The organism is Pseudoalteromonas sp. P1-26 (genome assembly GCF_001401795.1).
Classification (GTDB): domain Bacteria; phylum Pseudomonadota; class Gammaproteobacteria; order Enterobacterales; family Alteromonadaceae; genus Pseudoalteromonas.
The window spans coordinates 51,988-68,798 of record NZ_LKDX01000016.1; the positions used below are offsets into that span (position 1 = coordinate 51,988).

At 40.9% G+C, this 16,811-nt stretch carries 16 protein-coding genes; 3 read left to right on the forward strand and 13 right to left on the reverse strand.

Annotated features, from left to right (window positions below):
• Positions 1-3: 3 nt before the first annotated feature.
• The 5 genes from AN394_RS10020 to AN394_RS10040 form a co-directional block, all read right to left on the reverse strand.
• A complete protein-coding gene (locus AN394_RS10020; RefSeq protein WP_055021426.1) occupies positions 4-375 on the reverse strand; it encodes a hypothetical protein in 372 nt (123 codons plus the stop codon).
• A 54-nt stretch (positions 376-429) separates the two neighbouring features.
• Entirely contained in the window at positions 430-849 is a 420-nt protein-coding gene (locus tag AN394_RS10025; RefSeq protein WP_055021427.1) for a DUF3429 domain-containing protein, read from the reverse strand.
• Between the two features lie 363 nt (positions 850-1,212).
• Positions 1,213-2,748: an AMP-binding protein gene (locus AN394_RS10030; protein WP_055021428.1), complete on the reverse strand. Its 1,536-nt coding sequence runs from the start codon at positions 2,746-2,748 to the stop codon at positions 1,213-1,215.
• Positions 2,749-2,757: 9 nt separating this feature from the next.
• Positions 2,758-3,438: an SDR family NAD(P)-dependent oxidoreductase gene (locus AN394_RS10035; RefSeq protein WP_082422972.1), complete on the reverse strand. Its 681-nt coding sequence runs from the start codon at positions 3,436-3,438 to the stop codon at positions 2,758-2,760.
• Between the two features lie 97 nt (positions 3,439-3,535).
• Positions 3,536-4,555: an AraC family transcriptional regulator gene (locus AN394_RS10040; RefSeq protein ID WP_054562482.1), complete on the reverse strand. Its 1,020-nt coding sequence runs from the start codon at positions 4,553-4,555 to the stop codon at positions 3,536-3,538.
• A 142-nt stretch (positions 4,556-4,697) separates the two neighbouring features.
• Here AN394_RS10040 and AN394_RS10045 point away from each other — a divergent pair, with 142 nt between their 5' ends.
• The 3 genes from AN394_RS10045 (at position 4,698) to ahpF (ending at position 7,715) form a co-directional block, all read left to right on the forward strand.
• On the forward strand, positions 4,698-5,201 hold the full coding sequence (locus tag AN394_RS10045) for a 2,4'-dihydroxyacetophenone dioxygenase family protein (protein WP_054562481.1): 504 nt from the start codon (positions 4,698-4,700) through the stop codon (positions 5,199-5,201).
• Between the two features lie 208 nt (positions 5,202-5,409).
• Positions 5,410-5,979 carry an alkyl hydroperoxide reductase subunit C gene (gene ahpC, locus AN394_RS10050; protein WP_054553958.1) on the forward strand — a complete coding sequence of 190 codons (570 nt, stop codon included), beginning with the start codon at positions 5,410-5,412 and terminating at the stop codon, positions 5,977-5,979.
• Between the two features lie 155 nt (positions 5,980-6,134).
• A complete protein-coding gene (ahpF, locus tag AN394_RS10055; RefSeq protein WP_055021430.1) occupies positions 6,135-7,715 on the forward strand; it encodes an alkyl hydroperoxide reductase subunit F in 1,581 nt (526 codons plus the stop codon).
• A gap of 84 nt (positions 7,716-7,799) precedes the next feature.
• Here the strand turns inward: ahpF and AN394_RS10060 are convergent, their stop codons facing one another.
• From AN394_RS10060 to AN394_RS10095, 8 genes are all read right to left on the reverse strand, one after another.
• A complete protein-coding gene (locus AN394_RS10060) occupies positions 7,800-8,270 on the reverse strand; it encodes a DM13 domain-containing protein (RefSeq protein ID WP_055021431.1) in 471 nt (156 codons plus the stop codon).
• A 2-nt stretch (positions 8,271-8,272) separates the two neighbouring features.
• Positions 8,273-9,079, reverse strand: coding sequence for an ABC transporter substrate-binding protein (locus AN394_RS10065; protein WP_055021432.1), 807 nt, complete (start codon positions 9,077-9,079; stop codon positions 8,273-8,275).
• A 39-nt stretch (positions 9,080-9,118) separates the two neighbouring features.
• Positions 9,119-10,744, reverse strand: coding sequence for a methyl-accepting chemotaxis protein (locus AN394_RS10070; RefSeq protein WP_055021433.1), 1,626 nt, complete (start codon positions 10,742-10,744; stop codon positions 9,119-9,121).
• A gap of 199 nt (positions 10,745-10,943) precedes the next feature.
• Positions 10,944-13,028 (reverse strand): carbohydrate-binding family V/XII, encoded by a 2,085-nt coding sequence (locus AN394_RS10075; RefSeq protein ID WP_235576255.1) that lies wholly within the window; start codon positions 13,026-13,028, stop codon positions 10,944-10,946.
• 190 nt (positions 13,029-13,218) lie between these two features.
• Positions 13,219-14,055, reverse strand: a complete 837-nt coding sequence (locus AN394_RS10080) for a patatin family protein (RefSeq protein ID WP_055021435.1) — start codon at positions 14,053-14,055, stop codon at positions 13,219-13,221.
• A gap of 103 nt (positions 14,056-14,158) precedes the next feature.
• Positions 14,159-14,611, reverse strand: coding sequence for an NfeD family protein (locus AN394_RS10085; RefSeq protein WP_055021436.1), 453 nt, complete (start codon positions 14,609-14,611; stop codon positions 14,159-14,161).
• An 8-nt stretch (positions 14,612-14,619) separates the two neighbouring features.
• Entirely contained in the window at positions 14,620-15,573 is a 954-nt protein-coding gene (locus AN394_RS10090) for a slipin family protein (RefSeq protein ID WP_055021437.1), read from the reverse strand.
• A gap of 122 nt (positions 15,574-15,695) precedes the next feature.
• The gene (locus AN394_RS10095; RefSeq protein WP_055021438.1) at positions 15,696-16,601 is read right to left on the reverse strand and encodes a GGDEF domain-containing protein; all 906 of its coding nucleotides are present in this window, start codon (positions 16,599-16,601) and stop codon (positions 15,696-15,698) included.
• Positions 16,602-16,811: the final 210 nt, after the last annotated feature.

The window sequence follows — 16,811 nt, forward strand, 5'->3', positions numbered from 1 at the left end:
TTGCTATTTGCCTTGTGCTGGCGTTGTTTCTTGCGCGATTTCAGGGCAAAGGGCTAAGCGAGTTTTAAGCCCTTCAATGGCTATTTGCTTAAAGATTAAGTTAAAACTAATCAATACGGCAATAACGATATGAATAGGACCATGGGTAAAACCCGCATCTGTGTCAAAAAGCATTAAGCCGAATAACAAGAACATGGTAGCTAAAAATATTTCAATCAACTGATTAGAATATAGCTTTAAATTGCCTTGGTTTTTATGATCTTTTTTAATGTGAATTGCACAAAAAAATGGGATCACTTTTACCTTAAAGTGGGCGTTTTTTTCTACGTAATTTTCGCCAAGGTGGTCTAGTTTAGCGCGCAGTTGATCTATCATAGCAAGTCCTTAAAAAACTGAGCCGCGGATGTTACCGTAAACGCAAGAAAAGGGCTACTCAGGATAGATACTCATGCCAATTACAAATATGTGGCATACAAAAACCACAGACGTTAAAACAAAACGCATTTTTTGATAATCAACGTGATAGGTTTGCCACTGTGGTGAGCTTTTTTCAAATAACAGCACTAACCAAAAACTTGCTGCGAGCCAAGCCAGTATCCAAGTTGCTGGTAAAAAGCTTAAAAAGCCAATCGGTAAGATAGGAATAATCGCTTTTATAGCATCAGCATGGGTTTGCTGTCCTGCATGCCATAAATTGCCAGCCATAAAGGCTAAAATAGCGATGCTATAAAAAGTGAAAAAGTCTAAGTTGACGGCATTACTTCCTGCAATAAGTGGCCAACCTACGCAGCCTAAAAACGGTAGTAAACCTAAGTAACCAAGTTGAATGTGATTAATAAACTTTTCCATAATGACCTTTAAACCGCTTAAATTAAAAAGCAAATAGGGCGTGTTGACCTTTGTAGATTGAAATTTGTTCACTCTAGGGGCGATTTAATCGCGGCGCGAGATTTGTAACCTAGTGGGCTAAGTAAAAACCGAGCAACAAAGAGTTAATCGCCCCTAGGAAGAACCCGAAGGGCAGCGCGTGTTTGGCATTGATGCTGCGTTATCGCCTATTTATGTGGAACAACCACACTACATAGGCTCTGCCTTGCCTAAATACCAAACACACTGCTGCAAAATTAATCATAAAAGGTTAACACGCCCTAACGGCATGCTTTTATCTTTTAACTATTTTATACCAGTTAGGCGGCTAAAACGATCGCTTTATTATTGGCGTAATTCTCGACGTAGAATTTTGCCAACCGTCGATTTAGGCAATTGTTCCATAAAAATGATTGATTTAGGCACTTTATAAGCACTTAAATTTTCGCGGCAATAGTCACTCACCTGTTGCTCATCAATCTGCTCTTTTAAAGTAATGTAGGCACAGACACGCTCACCGGTTTTTTCATCTTTTGCACCAATAACAGCTGCTTCGCAGATAGCTGGGTGCTGACAAAGTACGTTTTCAACTTCGTTAGGGTACACGTTAAAGCCAGAAACAATAATCATGTCTTTTAAACGGTCTACAATTTTGTAATTACCACTTGGTAGTTTTAGACCCACATCACCGGTTTTGAAAAAACCTCGCTTCATACATTTGTCGGTTTCGTCTTGGCGCTGCCAATAACCCATCATCACCTGCGGGCCTTTAACAACAATCTCGCCAGACTCACCGTCAGCAACAGGCTCGTCGTTTTCATCCCAAATTTCCACAGTAGTGTTTGAGAGTGGGCGGCCAATACTACCAATTTCTTCTTTTTTAAAGTCGTTTAAGGTTGCAACAGGCGAAGTTTCTGATAAGCCATAGCCTTCTGTGATTGTACAACCTGTGGTGGTCATCCACGCATCAGCTGCAGCATGTGTTAAAGCTGCGCCCCCTGAAACGGTCATTTTTAGGTTTGAAAAATTAAGTAACTTAAACCCTGGGTGCATACACAAGCCAATAAATAAGGTGTTAATCCCTGAAAAGTAATTAATCTCAAATGGTTCGATTTGCTTAACTAACGCATCTAAATCACGAGGATTTGGGATCAGTACGTTTAATTGCCCCATGGCAAATAGGCCAACCATATTCACTGTAAAGGCGTAAATATGATAAAGCGGAAGCGGGCAAATACCCGTTTCTTGACCGGGCTTTAAAATATCGTCAAAGCGCTCATTCATTTGCTCGGCATTGGCTAAAATGTTGCCATGACTAAGCATCGCAGCTTTGGCAATCCCTGTGGTACCGCCGGTGTATTGTAAAACAGCAATATCGTCACGACTTGCTTGATGAGCATCAAGAGGGGCGAGTCTTTCACCTTGGCGAATGAGTTCGTTTAACGAAAATTGACCCTCTTGCAATGTTGGCTCAGCAACAGCCGCTGCAACAATAACGGTTTTGATCGACGTATCATTGATAACCGTTGCTAACTTATCGGTAAGAGCATCAAGAATAACAATGGCTTTCACATCTGCATCATTAAACTGGTGTAGCATTTCACGAGCAGTATAAAGCGGGTTGGTATTGACTACGATTAAACCAGCACGAATTGCTGCATAGGTAACGACAGGGTAATCAACAACATTAGGTAGTTGAATGGCTATTCTGTCTCCAGCAACAAGACCACTTTGTTGTTGAAACCACTGTGCCAAATAGCGAGACTGTTGTTCAACTTGGGCATAGCTGAGTGTTTTACCTGCACTGTTATAGGCAGGAAGGTCGGCATAAGTCTGACACGTATGTTCTATTAATTGCGTGAGGTTATCATGTGTGTTCATGGGGATTCCTTAGCGTGTTGTTCTTATTAATTGTTGTTTGATGAGGCGATCCATCACAGAACCCATTATCCAATTCGGTAAGTAACGACTCATGATATAGGTTAGTTTAGATTGTAAGCCTAGGATCACCATTAATTTTTGTTTATCCAAGCTGCGCAAAATGTGTTGTGCAGTATTGGCTGGGTTTGTTACGGCTTTAGATGTTTTGCTTGCGCAAATTAAGCTGATTTTTATGTTATTTGGCTTAAATTTCTTGCGTAGCTTTTTGGCTAAAATCAAAGTGTTTGGCTCTGGCGTAAATTTAGTTGCATCAATAAGGGGGGATGTAATTGCTAGGTGGCCGTTCATGCTTAAGTGTGGCGTTATTAGTGTTGCAAAGTGCTGACAAGCAATACTATTTTCTTTACTTAGTTGCACATTGGTAATGCAGCTAAAAATGGCTAAATCTGGTTTGCCTATCGCTGCGATTGCATTATTTACTTGAGTTTGCAGCGTTTCAGTATCGCAGATATGCGTAGCAAAAAACTCAATGTATTGGTAATCATCAGCAAGATCACTTAACGATTGTTTTGTTTGTTCGTTGAAATGTAAATCGAATAACGCAACATCGTCACCACGGCTAATATATTGCTTTGCCAATTCGAACCCAATGCCACTGTTGGCACCGGTAATAAACACTCTTCTTAACATTGCACGACCACTAATTAGCGAAACTAGCTAGTCAATATATATAAATTGTTAACAGAAAACTTAGCTTTAAACGACCCGTTTTTAACTTTTTGCGCCATTAACTCGAGTGTGTCTTACGATAATCTTTTGGTGGAATGCCATACCAGCGCTTAAAAGCGCGAGTAAACTCGCTGTAATTAGAAAAGCTTAAGATATCTGAGATGTTCGATAAACTGAGGCTAGATTCTGTTAAATATTGGTGTGCTAGATTACAGCGTACATCATCGACTAATTCACGAAAGGTTGTGTCATGCTTTGTTAAGTGACGCTGCAAGCTACGAGCACTCATTGATAATTTTTCGGCTATGAGGTTTACGCCAAACTCTTCGTGGAGTAAGTATTGCTTGATCAGTACTTCAACATGATCTGCAATGTTTTCACGTTTTGTGTCTTGAAGCTGCCCAAGCTGCTGGCTAAGTATAGAAAACAATTGCTTATCTGAGTTCTTAATAGGGAGTTTTAGGTATTTTCTCTCAAATACAATTGCGGTTTGTGCACAGTTAAATACTGGAATTTGGCCTAGCGCTTGGCGATAAACACTTTGGTTGTCATCGCAGCTATGGGGCAGCTCCAAACGAGACAACTTTATTTGATCATCGGTTAACTGCTTTAACAAATTGACCCCAACGCTTAAGGCTAAGTCAGCAGCATGGTAAACACTCACCTTTAAGCTAGTGCGAACTAAAAAAGATAGCTTTATATAGTCTTGGTCTACTTCAAGGAGTAAATCAGCACTATTTTGATGTACATGATAGTACTTAGTTAAGTTCTTTAGTGCCATTTCAAGGGTGTCGCAATTACCCATCAAATAACCAAGAGATCCTAAGATATTTAAGCTTTGCCACCGCCCTAACTCTAGCCCGAAATAGGGCAGGTTTAATTCTTTCGCGGTGAGTTCTAAAAGCTGAATGAGTTGCTGATACTGCACAAAGTTATTGGCATCTTGTAATTGTTTTCTGTCTAAACCAACGCGCGATAATAATGCGTCAGGGTTCACCAATTTACTTTCGATCAGTTCAATATAGCCGTGTAGAGCAGATACTCTAATAAGATCAGGTGCTTGTGTTAAACGGGGCATAGTGTGCTCTTTTTTAGTGCGCTGGCGTAAAAAGTAAAAAAAATTGCGTGAAAAGTAAAGTAATACAAGTCATTAAAGTTTAACAATGTATTAACTGGAGCAATGAGTCGTTTTACAAATACTTAGAAAAGAGGGCACACACATGGCATTACCAGATATTATTAATCATCAAGATTTCTTACTGACTATTCATACAAATGATGAAAAGCTGATTAAAAACGCCTTACCAGGGGTACACATTTATCCACTCATGCTGGATTCAGAGAATGGGGTATGGGTATTACGTGTTTTATTTGAGCCAGGTACGGTTTTGCCAAAGCACTTTCATACTGGTGTTGTACATTTATATACCTTGGCGGGCAGCTGGCACTACACAGAATACCCAGACGATTTACAAGTGGCTGGTAGCTATTTGTTTGAGCCAGGCGGTTCGATTCATCAATTTCAAGTACCAGCAGACAACACTGAAGTGACCGATACCTTTATGGTTGTTATGGGGTCTAACATTAACTTTGACCCAGATGGTAACTATATGAACATTATGGATGCAGGTTGGATTGAGCAAGTGATGTTAGCAGCTGCAAAAGAGCAAGGAATTGAGCCTAACTACATTAAACCAAAGAGTTTATACGGTTTTAGTAAGTAATTTTGTTCCCTGAAGTGAAAGCCCTTTGTTACATAAGTAATTGAGGGCTTTGTAGTTTTTGGTATTTCCATTCTTTCAATCTAAAAAACAAATCGATTTAATCTAAACAATCAATTTTATTTTAATCGCTCACACCTCTATTGTATTAATCAAGCAGACGCAAGGCTGCGTTAATTAAACATTTTTAAATACATCAATGAGGAATACTATGAGCACTTCATTAATTAACACAAAACTACAACCATTCAATGCAACAGCTTACCACAACGGTGACTTTGTAGAACTAACAGAAAAAGACGTGCTAGGTAAGTGGTCAATCTTCTTCTTCTACCCAGCAGATTTCACTTTCGTATGTCCTACAGAGCTAGGTGATGTTGCTGATTACTACGAGCAACTGCAAGAAATGGGCGTTGAAGTTTACTCAGTATCTACTGACACACACTTCACTCACAAAGCATGGCACGATACGTCTGACACAATTGGTAAAATCAAATTCCCAATGATTGGTGACCCGACAGGTCGTATTACTCGTAACTTCGGTGTGATGATTGAAGACGAAGGTCTTGCTCTTCGCGGTACATTCGTAATGAACCCTGAAGGCGAAATCAAAGTAATCGAAACTCACGATTTAGGTATCGGCCGTAGCGCGAAAGAGTTAGTACGTAAAGTACAAGCTGCACAGTACATTGCTAACCACGACGGTGAAGTATGTCCTGCATCATGGCAGCCAGGTGAAGAGACACTTGCTCCTTCACTAGACCTAGTTGGCAAAATCTAATTTGCCACTGCATTAAACGATAGCAAAGCTTGGCTTTGCTATCTCAATGCAACCCTAATTGCCCATCACAACTCACATTAAGCACATTAGCGGGTGGTGGGCAGTTATATTTAAAATTTTTCTAGATTATTTATTCTGAACTCAAGGGCTAAGCCATGTTAGATACGAATATCAAAAACCAATTAACAAGCCACTTTGCTTCTATTACCAGCCCTGTTGAGCTGCTTATCGCCTTGGATGACAGCAATAAATCAACAGAACTTAAAAACTTAGCAAACGATTTAGCTTCGTTAAGCGACAAATTCTCGGTGCGAGATAACCCTAGCCAAGATGTGCGTCGTCCATCTATGGTGGTATCTTCACCTATTAACAATACGCAAATCACATTTGCGGGTGTGCCTATGGGCCACGAATTCACAAGCTTGATCCTTGCTCTACTGCATACAGGCGGTCATCCAAGTAAGGCATCAGAGACTGAAATTGAACAAATTAAATCATTACCAGGGCCGCTTAAATTTGAAGTGTATATTTCATTAAGTTGTCAAACATGTCCGCAAGTAGTGCAAGCACTTAACTTGATGGCGGCACACAATGAAAATATTACGGCGACTATGATTGATGGCGCCTTGTTCCAAGACGAAGTGAACGAGCGTAATGTGTTAGCAGTACCGGCTGTGTACTTAAACGGTGAGTTATTCAGCCAAGGCGCTGTAAACCTGACTGATATCTTAAACAAAGTAGATACAAAAGCGGCTGCACGCCAAGCCGAAGCACTGAACGATAAAGAGCTATTCGATGTACTTGTTGTTGGTGGTGGCCCAGCAGGGGCTTCTGCGGCAATTTATTCAGCACGTAAAGGCTTAAATACGGGTGTGGTTGCAGAGCGTTTTGGTGGTCAGGTATCAGACACATTAGCAATTGAAAACTTTATATCAGTTAAAGCGACCGAAGGTCCTAAATTGGTTGCACAACTTGAAGAGCACGTAAAAGAATACGACGTTGATGTTATGCAAAACCAACGTGCGGCATCGCTTACTAAGCAAGATAATTATCAAATCACGCTAGAAAATGGCGCGGTTTTAAATGCTAAATCAGTGGTATTAGCAACCGGTGCACGCTGGCGTGAAATGAATGTGCCAGGGGAGAAAGAGTATCGCGGTCATGGCGTTGCTTACTGTCCTCACTGTGATGGTCCGTTATTTAAAGGCAAAGCAGTAGCAGTAATCGGCGGTGGTAACTCAGGTATTGAAGCTGCAATTGACCTTGCAAACATTGTTGAGCATGTCACCGTTCTTGAATTTGCTGATACCTTACGTGCTGATGAAGTACTTATTCGTAAAGCAAATAGCTTAAACAACATTACTATTATCAAAAACGCGCAAACGACCGAAGTTGTTGGTGATGGTAAACGAGTAACAGGCTTAAGCTATATTGACCGCATATCTGGCGATGAAAAATCACTTGAGCTTGCAGGTATCTTTGTGCAAATCGGCTTGGTGCCAAACACTGAATGGTTAAAAGATTCAGCGTTATCACTGACTCGCTTTGGCGAAATCGAAATTGATAGCAAAGGTGCAACATCATTACCGGGTGTTTACGCGGCAGGTGATGCAACAACAACGCCGTTTAAGCAAATCATTATTGCTATGGGCAGTGGTGCAACGGCAAGCTTAGGTGCATTTGATTACTTAATTCGCCACAGCGATGAAACTCAAAGCACAGAAGATGCAGCTTAATGACTCTTGATTAGGCAGCTCACACCCATAGCTGCCGCTTTAAAGCCGCCCTCTCCAAAGGCGGCTTTGTTTTTATTAATACAGCTATTGATACTGCGCTGCAGTAATAAACTCCTCAAAACTTTCACACCAAATAACTACTGTATTGTAATCACTGACATCGATACCTTGTGGTACAACTAATTTAAAGCCATTGAACGAACGCACTCCTGCAACACGCTGCATTGTGCCTTTTTGTGCTAAGAAATCGGCTTCGTTATCAATAAAGTTTCGCGATAGATAAAGTTGATAGTCAGGCCCAGGTGATAACGTGCCCTGCATAGAAATAGCATCATTCGTTAGATACACCTTGCCATCACCATAATGTAAGCGATCTGAGCCTTTGAGGTTGGGCTTAAACGTTGCACTAAACTGCGATCGACCTTGGTGCTGCTTCAAAATAGCAATATCGGGTGCTGGTTGTTCAGTTAAAATAGGTAAACTGTACACTCCAGCTATAAAGCCCGCAGCAAAAATCGCCAATGTCATAATGATAATTAGCAGCGCTTTTAGCATGCTTACTCCTTATTTTTTAGCGTTATGATGTGACGTTGCTTTAAAGAAAATTGTTTTTCAACATCACCAAAGTATTGCAAATAGAGCTTCTCAAGTTCACCTGATTGATGCAATTTTTGCATACCTTGTTCTAGTATATCTCTAATGTGTTGATTCTCTTTGCTTAAGTAAAAGTAATAGTCGCTGGGATATTGCAACATAATGTTTGGCGCAATGACAAAATTGAACTGTTTTAGTCTATCCAGTTCGGTGCCAATTGCCAGTACTGAGCGTGGAAAGTAATCACCGAGCCCTGTTTCAAGGGCTTTTATCATCCCTGGGTAATCAAGCTCGCCATTAACTGTTAAACCATTGTTTTTCAGCACGGTATAATCTGACCAACTTTGTTGTTGCAGGCCAACTAAGGGGGTTAATTCAGCAAGGCTTTTAATATTGCTAAACTTTTCTAGGTCTTCATGACGGATAATAAGCAAACGCTTGCCGTGTAACCCTTTATAGAGTGGGATTGTCGTTCTGACTAATGAATCAAGCTGCTTATGAGGTAAAGAAAGCCACGCTAAGGTTATCGTTTTATTATGGCTGAGCTGTTCGATAATTCTTTTATCGTTCATAGGTTTAACGTTATAAAGCAGCACAACATCCACATCCATTGCGGCAAAACTTTTGTTGAGGATATCGTGAATATACTGGTTTTTTACCGCATCGGTATAGCTGGGCTTAGCAAGCTGAATAACGATTTGCTCATGAGCTAAGGCCTGTAGACTCAACAGAGCAAACGTCATTTGTAATATCAGTATTGCTCTGTTCATTATTTCGAGTCTCTGCTTTTTGAGCGCAGTTTTATACGACTATACTTTGAAAACATGCACCTGCTGTTGTAAACGCGAAGCCAATGAAGCCAATTCTTGGCTGGCTTGCGCATTTTGTTGCGAACTTTCGCTAACCAGTGAAATGCTACTACTAAATTCATTAATATTACAGCTTAGTTCGTTTGCAACAGTGGTTTGCTCATCCGTTGCGGTGGATACTTGGTTATTCATATCGGCAATAAGTGTCATTTCTTGAGTAATTTCAGTCAGTAATTGTGATGAGCGCTCTGCGTATTCAACACTTTGTTTAGCACTTTCGTCGGCATTACCCATGGCGGTAACGGCTTGCTGCGCCATTGTTTGTAGTTTACTGATCATTTCGTTAATACTGGCTGTGGCTTTTTGCGTGTTGTGTGCAAGCTGCCTTACTTCATCGGCTACTACTGCGAAACCGCGACCCGACTCACCAGCGCGTGCTGCTTCAATGGCCGCATTTAAAGCGAGTAAATTGGTTTGTTCTGCAACGCCTTGGATCATCATCACCACTTGATTGATATCTGTTGATTGTGTATTTAACTCATTGATTAATTTTGTATTCGCATTAACGATATGTGATAGACGGTTTATTGCGTCGATATTTTCTTGCACAGACTGCTGACCCTGTTTAGCAGTTTTATCAGTGTGAGTGGCTTTTTCTGATGTTGATAATGCATTTGCGGCCACTTGCTCTATGGCACTGCTCATCTGTGTAATGGCAGTGGCAATCATTGCTGATTGATGTTCTTGCTCTGTGGCTGTGCTTGCAACTTGGTCGCTAATTGAGTTCATTTGCTCAGCAGCAGATGAAAGGGTGAGTGTTGCACTGGTTACATCATTTACAAGTGCATGAATGCGCTCCATCATGGCATTAAAGTGATGTGCTGCTTGGGCTATTTCGTCATTACCATGGGTTGTTGCACGTAGACGTAAGTCGGCATTTTCTGAGATAGAGCCTATCGTTTCACTAAGCGATAACAATGGGTTATGGATAGAGCGGTATATAATAAAGGCAATAGCCAATAGTAAAATTATTAATATAGTGATAGAGGCTGTCATTGCAATACTGACTTGAGCAAAATCTTTATCTGCGGCGTTTTTAAACTTGTTAGCCTCATTGATTTGTAAGTTTATTAGCCCTTGATAGCTTTCACTGAGAGGGTCAAACACATCGTAAAGATTTTTTACGAATACCTCGTTAGGTACTGCTTTGAGTTGGTCACTTTTTACTTGGTTTAAAAATGTGCTTAGTTCGCTTTCTACTACAGCGAGATTCTTTTCCACGATATTAACTAAGCGCTGCTCTTCTGTGGTTAGCTTGGTCCCTAAGTAGCTTTTCCATTTGCTATCAGCAACATTTTTTGCATTTTCAACGGCGGCTAGAAAGTCAGTTTTTGAAATTTGCTCAGCGCGGTATTTATGGAATAGATCAACAATGCTAACTGCGTAATTGTCCGATACTGTTTTTATCTGCTCAAGGGGGATGACTCTATCGTCATACAAACTGTCGATGCCTTTTACCATGCCCGACATAATAGACATTGTAAAAATAGAGGTGATCACAAAAACTGTAACCGGTAACAAAGCCAAGACGGCTAATCGCGTACGAACGGTGTAGTTATTTAACATGAGCGTGCAAATTTTTGTAAGGACTTAGTATTAAAACTAATAGAGAAATAGTTTTAAGCAAGTTTTTGCAATTGTTTTGCAGGCTTTTTCTTAAGAGACATATCTATTACGACTTAAAGGTAGCGACAGAGGGCGATACCTTTGGTTAAGATAACAAAGCCAGTATTTACACTGGCTTTGTTTTGTTCCTGTTTTTACATTAATGGCCGCGATTAGGCATTTGTCTTTGTGTATTACGGCGCATTTGTTGACGCTGCATACCTTGCTGACGTGCTCTATTTGCCCTATTTAATTGCTGCATACGATTTTGTTGCCTATTTTGAGTGTGCTGGCGTTGCTGTAATGTTTGCTTCGCTTTACTTTTATCTATGCTTTGCAATTTATTTTGCACTTGTTGGCGGTCAATATTTTGTGCCCGATCTTTGATTTGTTGCTGTTTATCGGTAGGTAATGTTTGCCATTTACCCTCAACACGTTGTTGCCATTTATCGCCATCACGCTTGAGCACGTTACCTTTTTGATCCGCAAACACGTTGTTTGCTTTATCGTGTTGGCTGATGGCTGTTTTTAAATCGCGTTTCACTTGCTGCTTTGAAGCGAGACGAGACTTACTCTGATCGCGTTTATAAATATTATGCCTTGGTTGCTTATTATGGTGGCCAGGTTTATGACCGACATTAATTTTGTTACCAATATTGATATTGCCATTATTAATAATAACTGGGCCGCGGTAACCACCCCCATACCAGCCATTACAGCAATGATAAGGTCGATAATGGGTTGGCCATCCAACATTCCAATTCATACCTAGATTTAAAAAACCATTGCTCCAACTTAAGCCAAACGACCAACCCGTCCAGTTGTTATAGCCAATATTAAAACCCCAAGTCGGTGGGCGAGGGTAATAGTAGCCACCGCCCCAGTATGGCGGGTAATACCAACCCGTTCCATACACTGGCACACCATAATAAGGGTATGACCACATGTAACCTGGGTAATAACCAACATACACCACCTCAGGAGTTGACTCGTAAATATCAACATAAGTGACATTGTAAACGGGGGAACTTGGAGGAATTTTTGCGATGTCATCTTTTGGAATGCTATCAGCAACAAGCCAAGGGCCTTGTGCGGAGTCTGCCTTAAACCACACTGCATTATCGACTGCATAATATTTGCCTTTAATTTGCAGCACTTGTGCATCGGTATTAATGGCATAAGAAACTTGCGTGCCCGGGATCCGTTCAAATTTAGGTTTACCATCATAATACACAGTTAAACTTGTGTCTTTACGGCTGATAGCCGCTGTTTGCGGCACTTTTGCATCTAATACTGCTTCGTCAGCTTCTTCAGTGCCAGCAACTGAAACTCTGAGGCCCCCTAAATCTGATTCAGGTGGAATATTGGCAAAGCTTTCTGGTAGTTCGTCGCCACGTACAAAGGTCCATGGGCCTGTTTGTTGTTTTGCGCGATACCAGCGTCCAGATAACAAGACATACATGTTATTCGTTTGCATTTCACGTAGCCACGGGGTTTCAGTGTTAAACACATACATGAGCTCGCCACCGGTTAAGCTTTTCCATTTAGCTGCGCCATCAGTTGCAATAAGTTCGGTGGGTTTAGTTGTAACAACAATGGCTGGTGGCGCACTTAGATCTGAGCTTTCGGTATCTTTAGGAAGCATTTTTACAAGTTCAGCCGGTGGCGACTGAGTATAGTCATAAGGCCCTTTGGCTTGTTTTGCCTGATACCAAAATTGCCCATCGGTAAGATAACATAGTTTGCTTTTGCTATCTTTAATCACTGTCATGGCAGTGTTTAAAGCGCGCTCATATTGGCTGTTTTCAATTTTACTAAACTTAGGTTCACCATCAAAACTCAATAATACCGACAGTTGCTCTGTGAAAATAATCGTTGGAGGGTCGGTTTTTAACTGCGTTAAACTTTGTTCTGCTGCTTCTGCACTTTCAAGACTAGCGGTCAGTTGCGAAAGCGAGGTTTCGAATTGACTGGTTTTTATTGCTTCATTAACGACAGCAGTAAACTTTTGTTCGCCTGCATCTTTTGACTCAGGCCAGCGTACATCGGTGACTGTCATATTGCGAACGGTGACGGTATCGTTTTCGCGGTCAGTATCTAGTTTAGCGGTAAACCAAAATACGCCAAACACTGCGTCACTACCTGAAACCGAAAATGACATTGCTGCACGGGCTGTTAAAGTATTACCGTTTAGTTTCTCGGGTTGTGGCTGGTAAACAATGAGTGTGCCTTGTGATGTTTGCACTTGTTGAGGCCATTCAATAGCTTGGCTAAAAAATGAAAAAAAACATAGAAAAGAGAGTATTAAAAGCCTGAGGGCAGTGATAAAGGGTAGGGGGAGTTTCATGGTCAATCCTTGGCTAACATAACTCTTTGAAGTATAGCCAATGACCTCGAAAATGCTTGAAGCTTGTTCCTATTTTTAAAGCGTTAGCTTAGGCAACTTGAGTTAAAAAATGTGCACCCGCATTTAAGCCCATTTCATAGCCCGCACTGAGTTTTTCAAATGATTTTGTTGTTCGACCAACTGCAAAGTTGGGTGGTGGTGCAATAATATTAATTTTACAATCGCTTGGCGGGTTGGTAATAAAATCAATGCTTTGATTGTAATTTTCTGCGCGTCTTAAGGTAGCTTCTGCTAATGCCGGGGTCTTCTTATAAATACGTTTTACGAACCAAGGTGCTTTTGAAGGCTTTTTCTTATAGCCAAGAGGCTGAGATAAAATAACGGTGATTTCTTTATTACCCATCTCGTATGCTTTACGAATAGGAATAGAATCTGCCACACCGCCATCCGTAAGTTGCAAATTGTCGAACACAGGAAATTCTCGATAAGCAATCGGCAGCGCACATGAGGCTTTTAATTGCTCTTCAAGATGAGTTGCACTTGCTTTTAAGTACTCAGCCTGCCCAGTTTGTATATTGGTTGTGACAATATAAAACTCACTGGCTTGTTTTTCGAAGGTTTCGAGATCTAGGCGAATATCACGGATGGTTTCTTGCCACAGCCAGTCTAAATCAAATAGGTGGCCACCTTTAATAAATCGAACAAAATCGATGAACTCTGGTCGGCAAGAGTAATCGGTGATCACTGCATGGTTACGTTTGTATTGGGCGCACAAATAGGCGGCAATGTTAGTGGCTCCGGCAGAAACACCATAGCATTGATTAAAAGGTTGGTAATTAGCTTGAATAAAAGCATCCAGTACGCCAGTGGCAAAAATGCCACGCATTGCACCACCTTCTACAACGAGTGCCTTGTTATTGTTCATTTTCGCAACCTTGCTTGTAACCGTGAGTGCTTCTAACCATAGCAAACACGGTTACAAAACTAAATAGAGTTTTGGCTCTAAATGAGGTTTAACTATTGCTGAGTTATACCGCCTCTACCCAGAGTACACCAACTTGTTTGTCGGTTACTTTTACTGTACTACCAGCAGCAATGGGAGACTGACTTTTTAATTGCCATGTAATACCCGAATACTGATGTGTGGTTAACCCTTTATCATCAACATCGGCATTAACGACAAAGGTAAGCTCAGCAAAATCGCTATGTATCGGCTTAGTATCGGTTTTATCCTGCATGCGTTTGAGAGGTTTCCAAAGCACGAAAGCAAAACCAAGAGTAAACACGATATTGCTCCAAAGCGCGGTAGTGTAACTCGTATCAAGTAGACCTATATTCATTAGTAAGCCACTGGCAAATAAAGATAAGCCTAAAAACAGTAATACATAGGTACTCATACCCAGTACTGTAACTTCAACAATTAGCGCGATAACACCTATAATCATCAGTGCTTCGGCTAAATGGGTATCTAAAAATGCCATCAGCCCACCTAACTTTGTTGCTTTTTATTCAAAGAGTTAATAATAGACATACCTTGAGCTACAATCGAGCTTGCGTCAGTACCACTTTCAGGAAGTAATACCACAGATGACTCACGAGCAATGGCTTCTTTAGCGGCAATGGCTTTAGTGGCTAGGTCGAGTTGAATTGCTTTTTGGCCTTGCTCTGTATCGGCGGCTTCACCCACTTTACGTAGTGCATCTGCTTGTGCTTCAGCAACGGCGATAATCGCTTTCGCTTCACCTTCAGCGCGTAAAATTTGCTCGGCTTTTTCAGCTTCTGCTGCAAGAACTTGCGCTTGCTTTTTACCTTCTGCCACGTTGATAGCAGATTGACGGTCACCTTCCGATTCTAAAATTTGCGCACGTTTTACACGCTCAGCTTTCATTTGTGCTTCCATGGCTTCCATTACAGAGTTAGGTGGCACAATATCTTTAATTTCGTAACGTAAAACCTGAATACCCCAAGGCTCAGATGCTTGGTTAATCGCGGTAACTATGTTGGTGTTTAACATGTCGCGCTCTTCAAAGGTTTTATCTAGTTCCATTTTACCAAGTTCAGAACGCATCGTTGTTTGCGATAGCTGAGTAACCGCAAATACATAGTCATCAACACCATAAGTGGCTTTATACGGGTCAAGCACGCGGAAATACAGCACACCATCGACGATAAGCGAGATGTTATCTTTGGTGATAGCAGACTGCGAAGGCACATCTTGCGCTTGTTCTTTTAAACTGCGGTCAGCGGCAATACGGTCGATAAATGGCACAATAAAGTTTAAGCCGGCTTCTTTGGTCGAATGGTACTTACCAAAACGCTCGATTAACCAGGCACGATTTTGCGGCACAAATTTAACGCTACTTTTTAGTAGCACTAAAACAAAAATTAGAAGAAAGACTTCTACATTTAACAACAGGTCTAAAATGCTAGAAACGGGGTCCATGTACTTTCCTTAATACAATTAATATTATTTTTCACTGCTCAGATTACCACCACAAAGCAAAGCGCGCTATTGATTTGTAATCGTTACCTGTTTAAGTGCAGTTTTATTCTTTATGCCTTGTATTAATAATTCAGTGCATGTTTTATCAAATACATATGTTGATCTGCTTGTGCGACAATCTCTTCAGCAGTTTTTTGTGTACCTAAAAACATGGTGACGCCGACACTGGCTGAGCCCTTATAGTTAAGATCTTGGTGAATAAACTCAACTTCGATGGCTGTTTGCAGTTTATCGGCAACGCGATAGGCATTTTGTTTGGCTGTTTGCTCATTTCGGCTTAGCCCTTCAAGTAATACAACAAACTCATCGCCACCAATGCGGGCTAAACAGTCTTTTTCGCGCACAACTGTTTTCATTCTTTGTGCAATCTCAACAAGATAAGCGTCGCCGGTATTGTGGCCATATTGATCGTTTAATTTTTTAAACTTATTAAGGTCGATAAATATTACTGCACCATAGTTTTGGTCGCGCTTGCTCATTTGTAACGCAAGCGATAAGCGAATATAAAAATAGCGGCGGTTTAAAAGTTCAGTTAGCGGGTCGGTGGAGGCAGCGTAGAGGAGTTGTTCTTCAAGGTGTTTTCGTTCGGTAATGTCTGTTGCAATACCTAAAATGCCGATGACTTTGTTAGGCTCTGTGTCGCAAATAATAGGGGTTTTCACTTCCCAGAAAATATATTGGTGTCCGTCGGGAAAGGTAAGCTCAACTTCTTCACGGGTACGCTCACCGCTGAGCACCCGCTTGTCTATTTTTGCTAGCTTTTTTACGTCAGGAATTGGGAAAAAGTCCACATCACTTCTATGTTGTAATTCTTGCTCAGAGCAAGCAAATAAACCCAAGGTAAGCTTATTAGCATAAACGTAATGCCCAAGCTCATTTTTTATGTAAACGTATGCGGGTACGTTATCAAGCGCAAACTTTAATTCAGCAACATGAACGGGCAATTTAGAGTTATTAAGTTCGGCCACAATATGTCCCTATATAACAAGCCATAAATTGATAGTGAACGAAAATATCTTATTAAACAAGACTGACCACAGAGCAAAAATATCTTATTAAACAAGACTGACCACAGAGCAAAAATTATAACTAATGATTTAGGTATAGTTATGAAAAATAAATAAAAAATTAATAGTTAGGATGGGTGATGAACTTTGTTATTAGGTGTATTTTAGACT

Coding starts and splice junctions, on each gene's coding strand:
- AN394_RS10020 (WP_055021426.1), bottom strand. CDS start 375: ATGATAGATCAACTGCGCGCTAAACTAGACCACCTTGGCGAAAATTAC.
- AN394_RS10025 (WP_055021427.1), bottom strand. CDS start 849: ATGGAAAAGTTTATTAATCACATTCAACTTGGTTACTTAGGTTTACTA.
- AN394_RS10030 (WP_055021428.1), bottom strand. CDS start 2,748: ATGAACACACATGATAACCTCACGCAATTAATAGAACATACGTGTCAG.
- AN394_RS10035 (WP_082422972.1), bottom strand. CDS start 3,438: ATGTTAAGAAGAGTGTTTATTACCGGTGCCAACAGTGGCATTGGGTTC.
- AN394_RS10040 (WP_054562482.1), bottom strand. CDS start 4,555: ATGCCCCGTTTAACACAAGCACCTGATCTTATTAGAGTATCTGCTCTA.
- AN394_RS10045 (WP_054562481.1), top strand. CDS start 4,698: ATGGCATTACCAGATATTATTAATCATCAAGATTTCTTACTGACTATT.
- ahpC (WP_054553958.1), top strand. CDS start 5,410: ATGAGCACTTCATTAATTAACACAAAACTACAACCATTCAATGCAACA.
- ahpF (WP_055021430.1), top strand. CDS start 6,135: ATGTTAGATACGAATATCAAAAACCAATTAACAAGCCACTTTGCTTCT.
- AN394_RS10060 (WP_055021431.1), bottom strand. CDS start 8,270: ATGCTAAAAGCGCTGCTAATTATCATTATGACATTGGCGATTTTTGCT.
- AN394_RS10065 (WP_055021432.1), bottom strand. CDS start 9,079: ATGAACAGAGCAATACTGATATTACAAATGACGTTTGCTCTGTTGAGT.
- AN394_RS10070 (WP_055021433.1), bottom strand. CDS start 10,744: ATGTTAAATAACTACACCGTTCGTACGCGATTAGCCGTCTTGGCTTTG.
- AN394_RS10080 (WP_055021435.1), bottom strand. CDS start 14,055: ATGAACAATAACAAGGCACTCGTTGTAGAAGGTGGTGCAATGCGTGGC.
- AN394_RS10085 (WP_055021436.1), bottom strand. CDS start 14,611: ATGGCATTTTTAGATACCCATTTAGCCGAAGCACTGATGATTATAGGT.
- AN394_RS10090 (WP_055021437.1), bottom strand. CDS start 15,573: ATGGACCCCGTTTCTAGCATTTTAGACCTGTTGTTAAATGTAGAAGTC.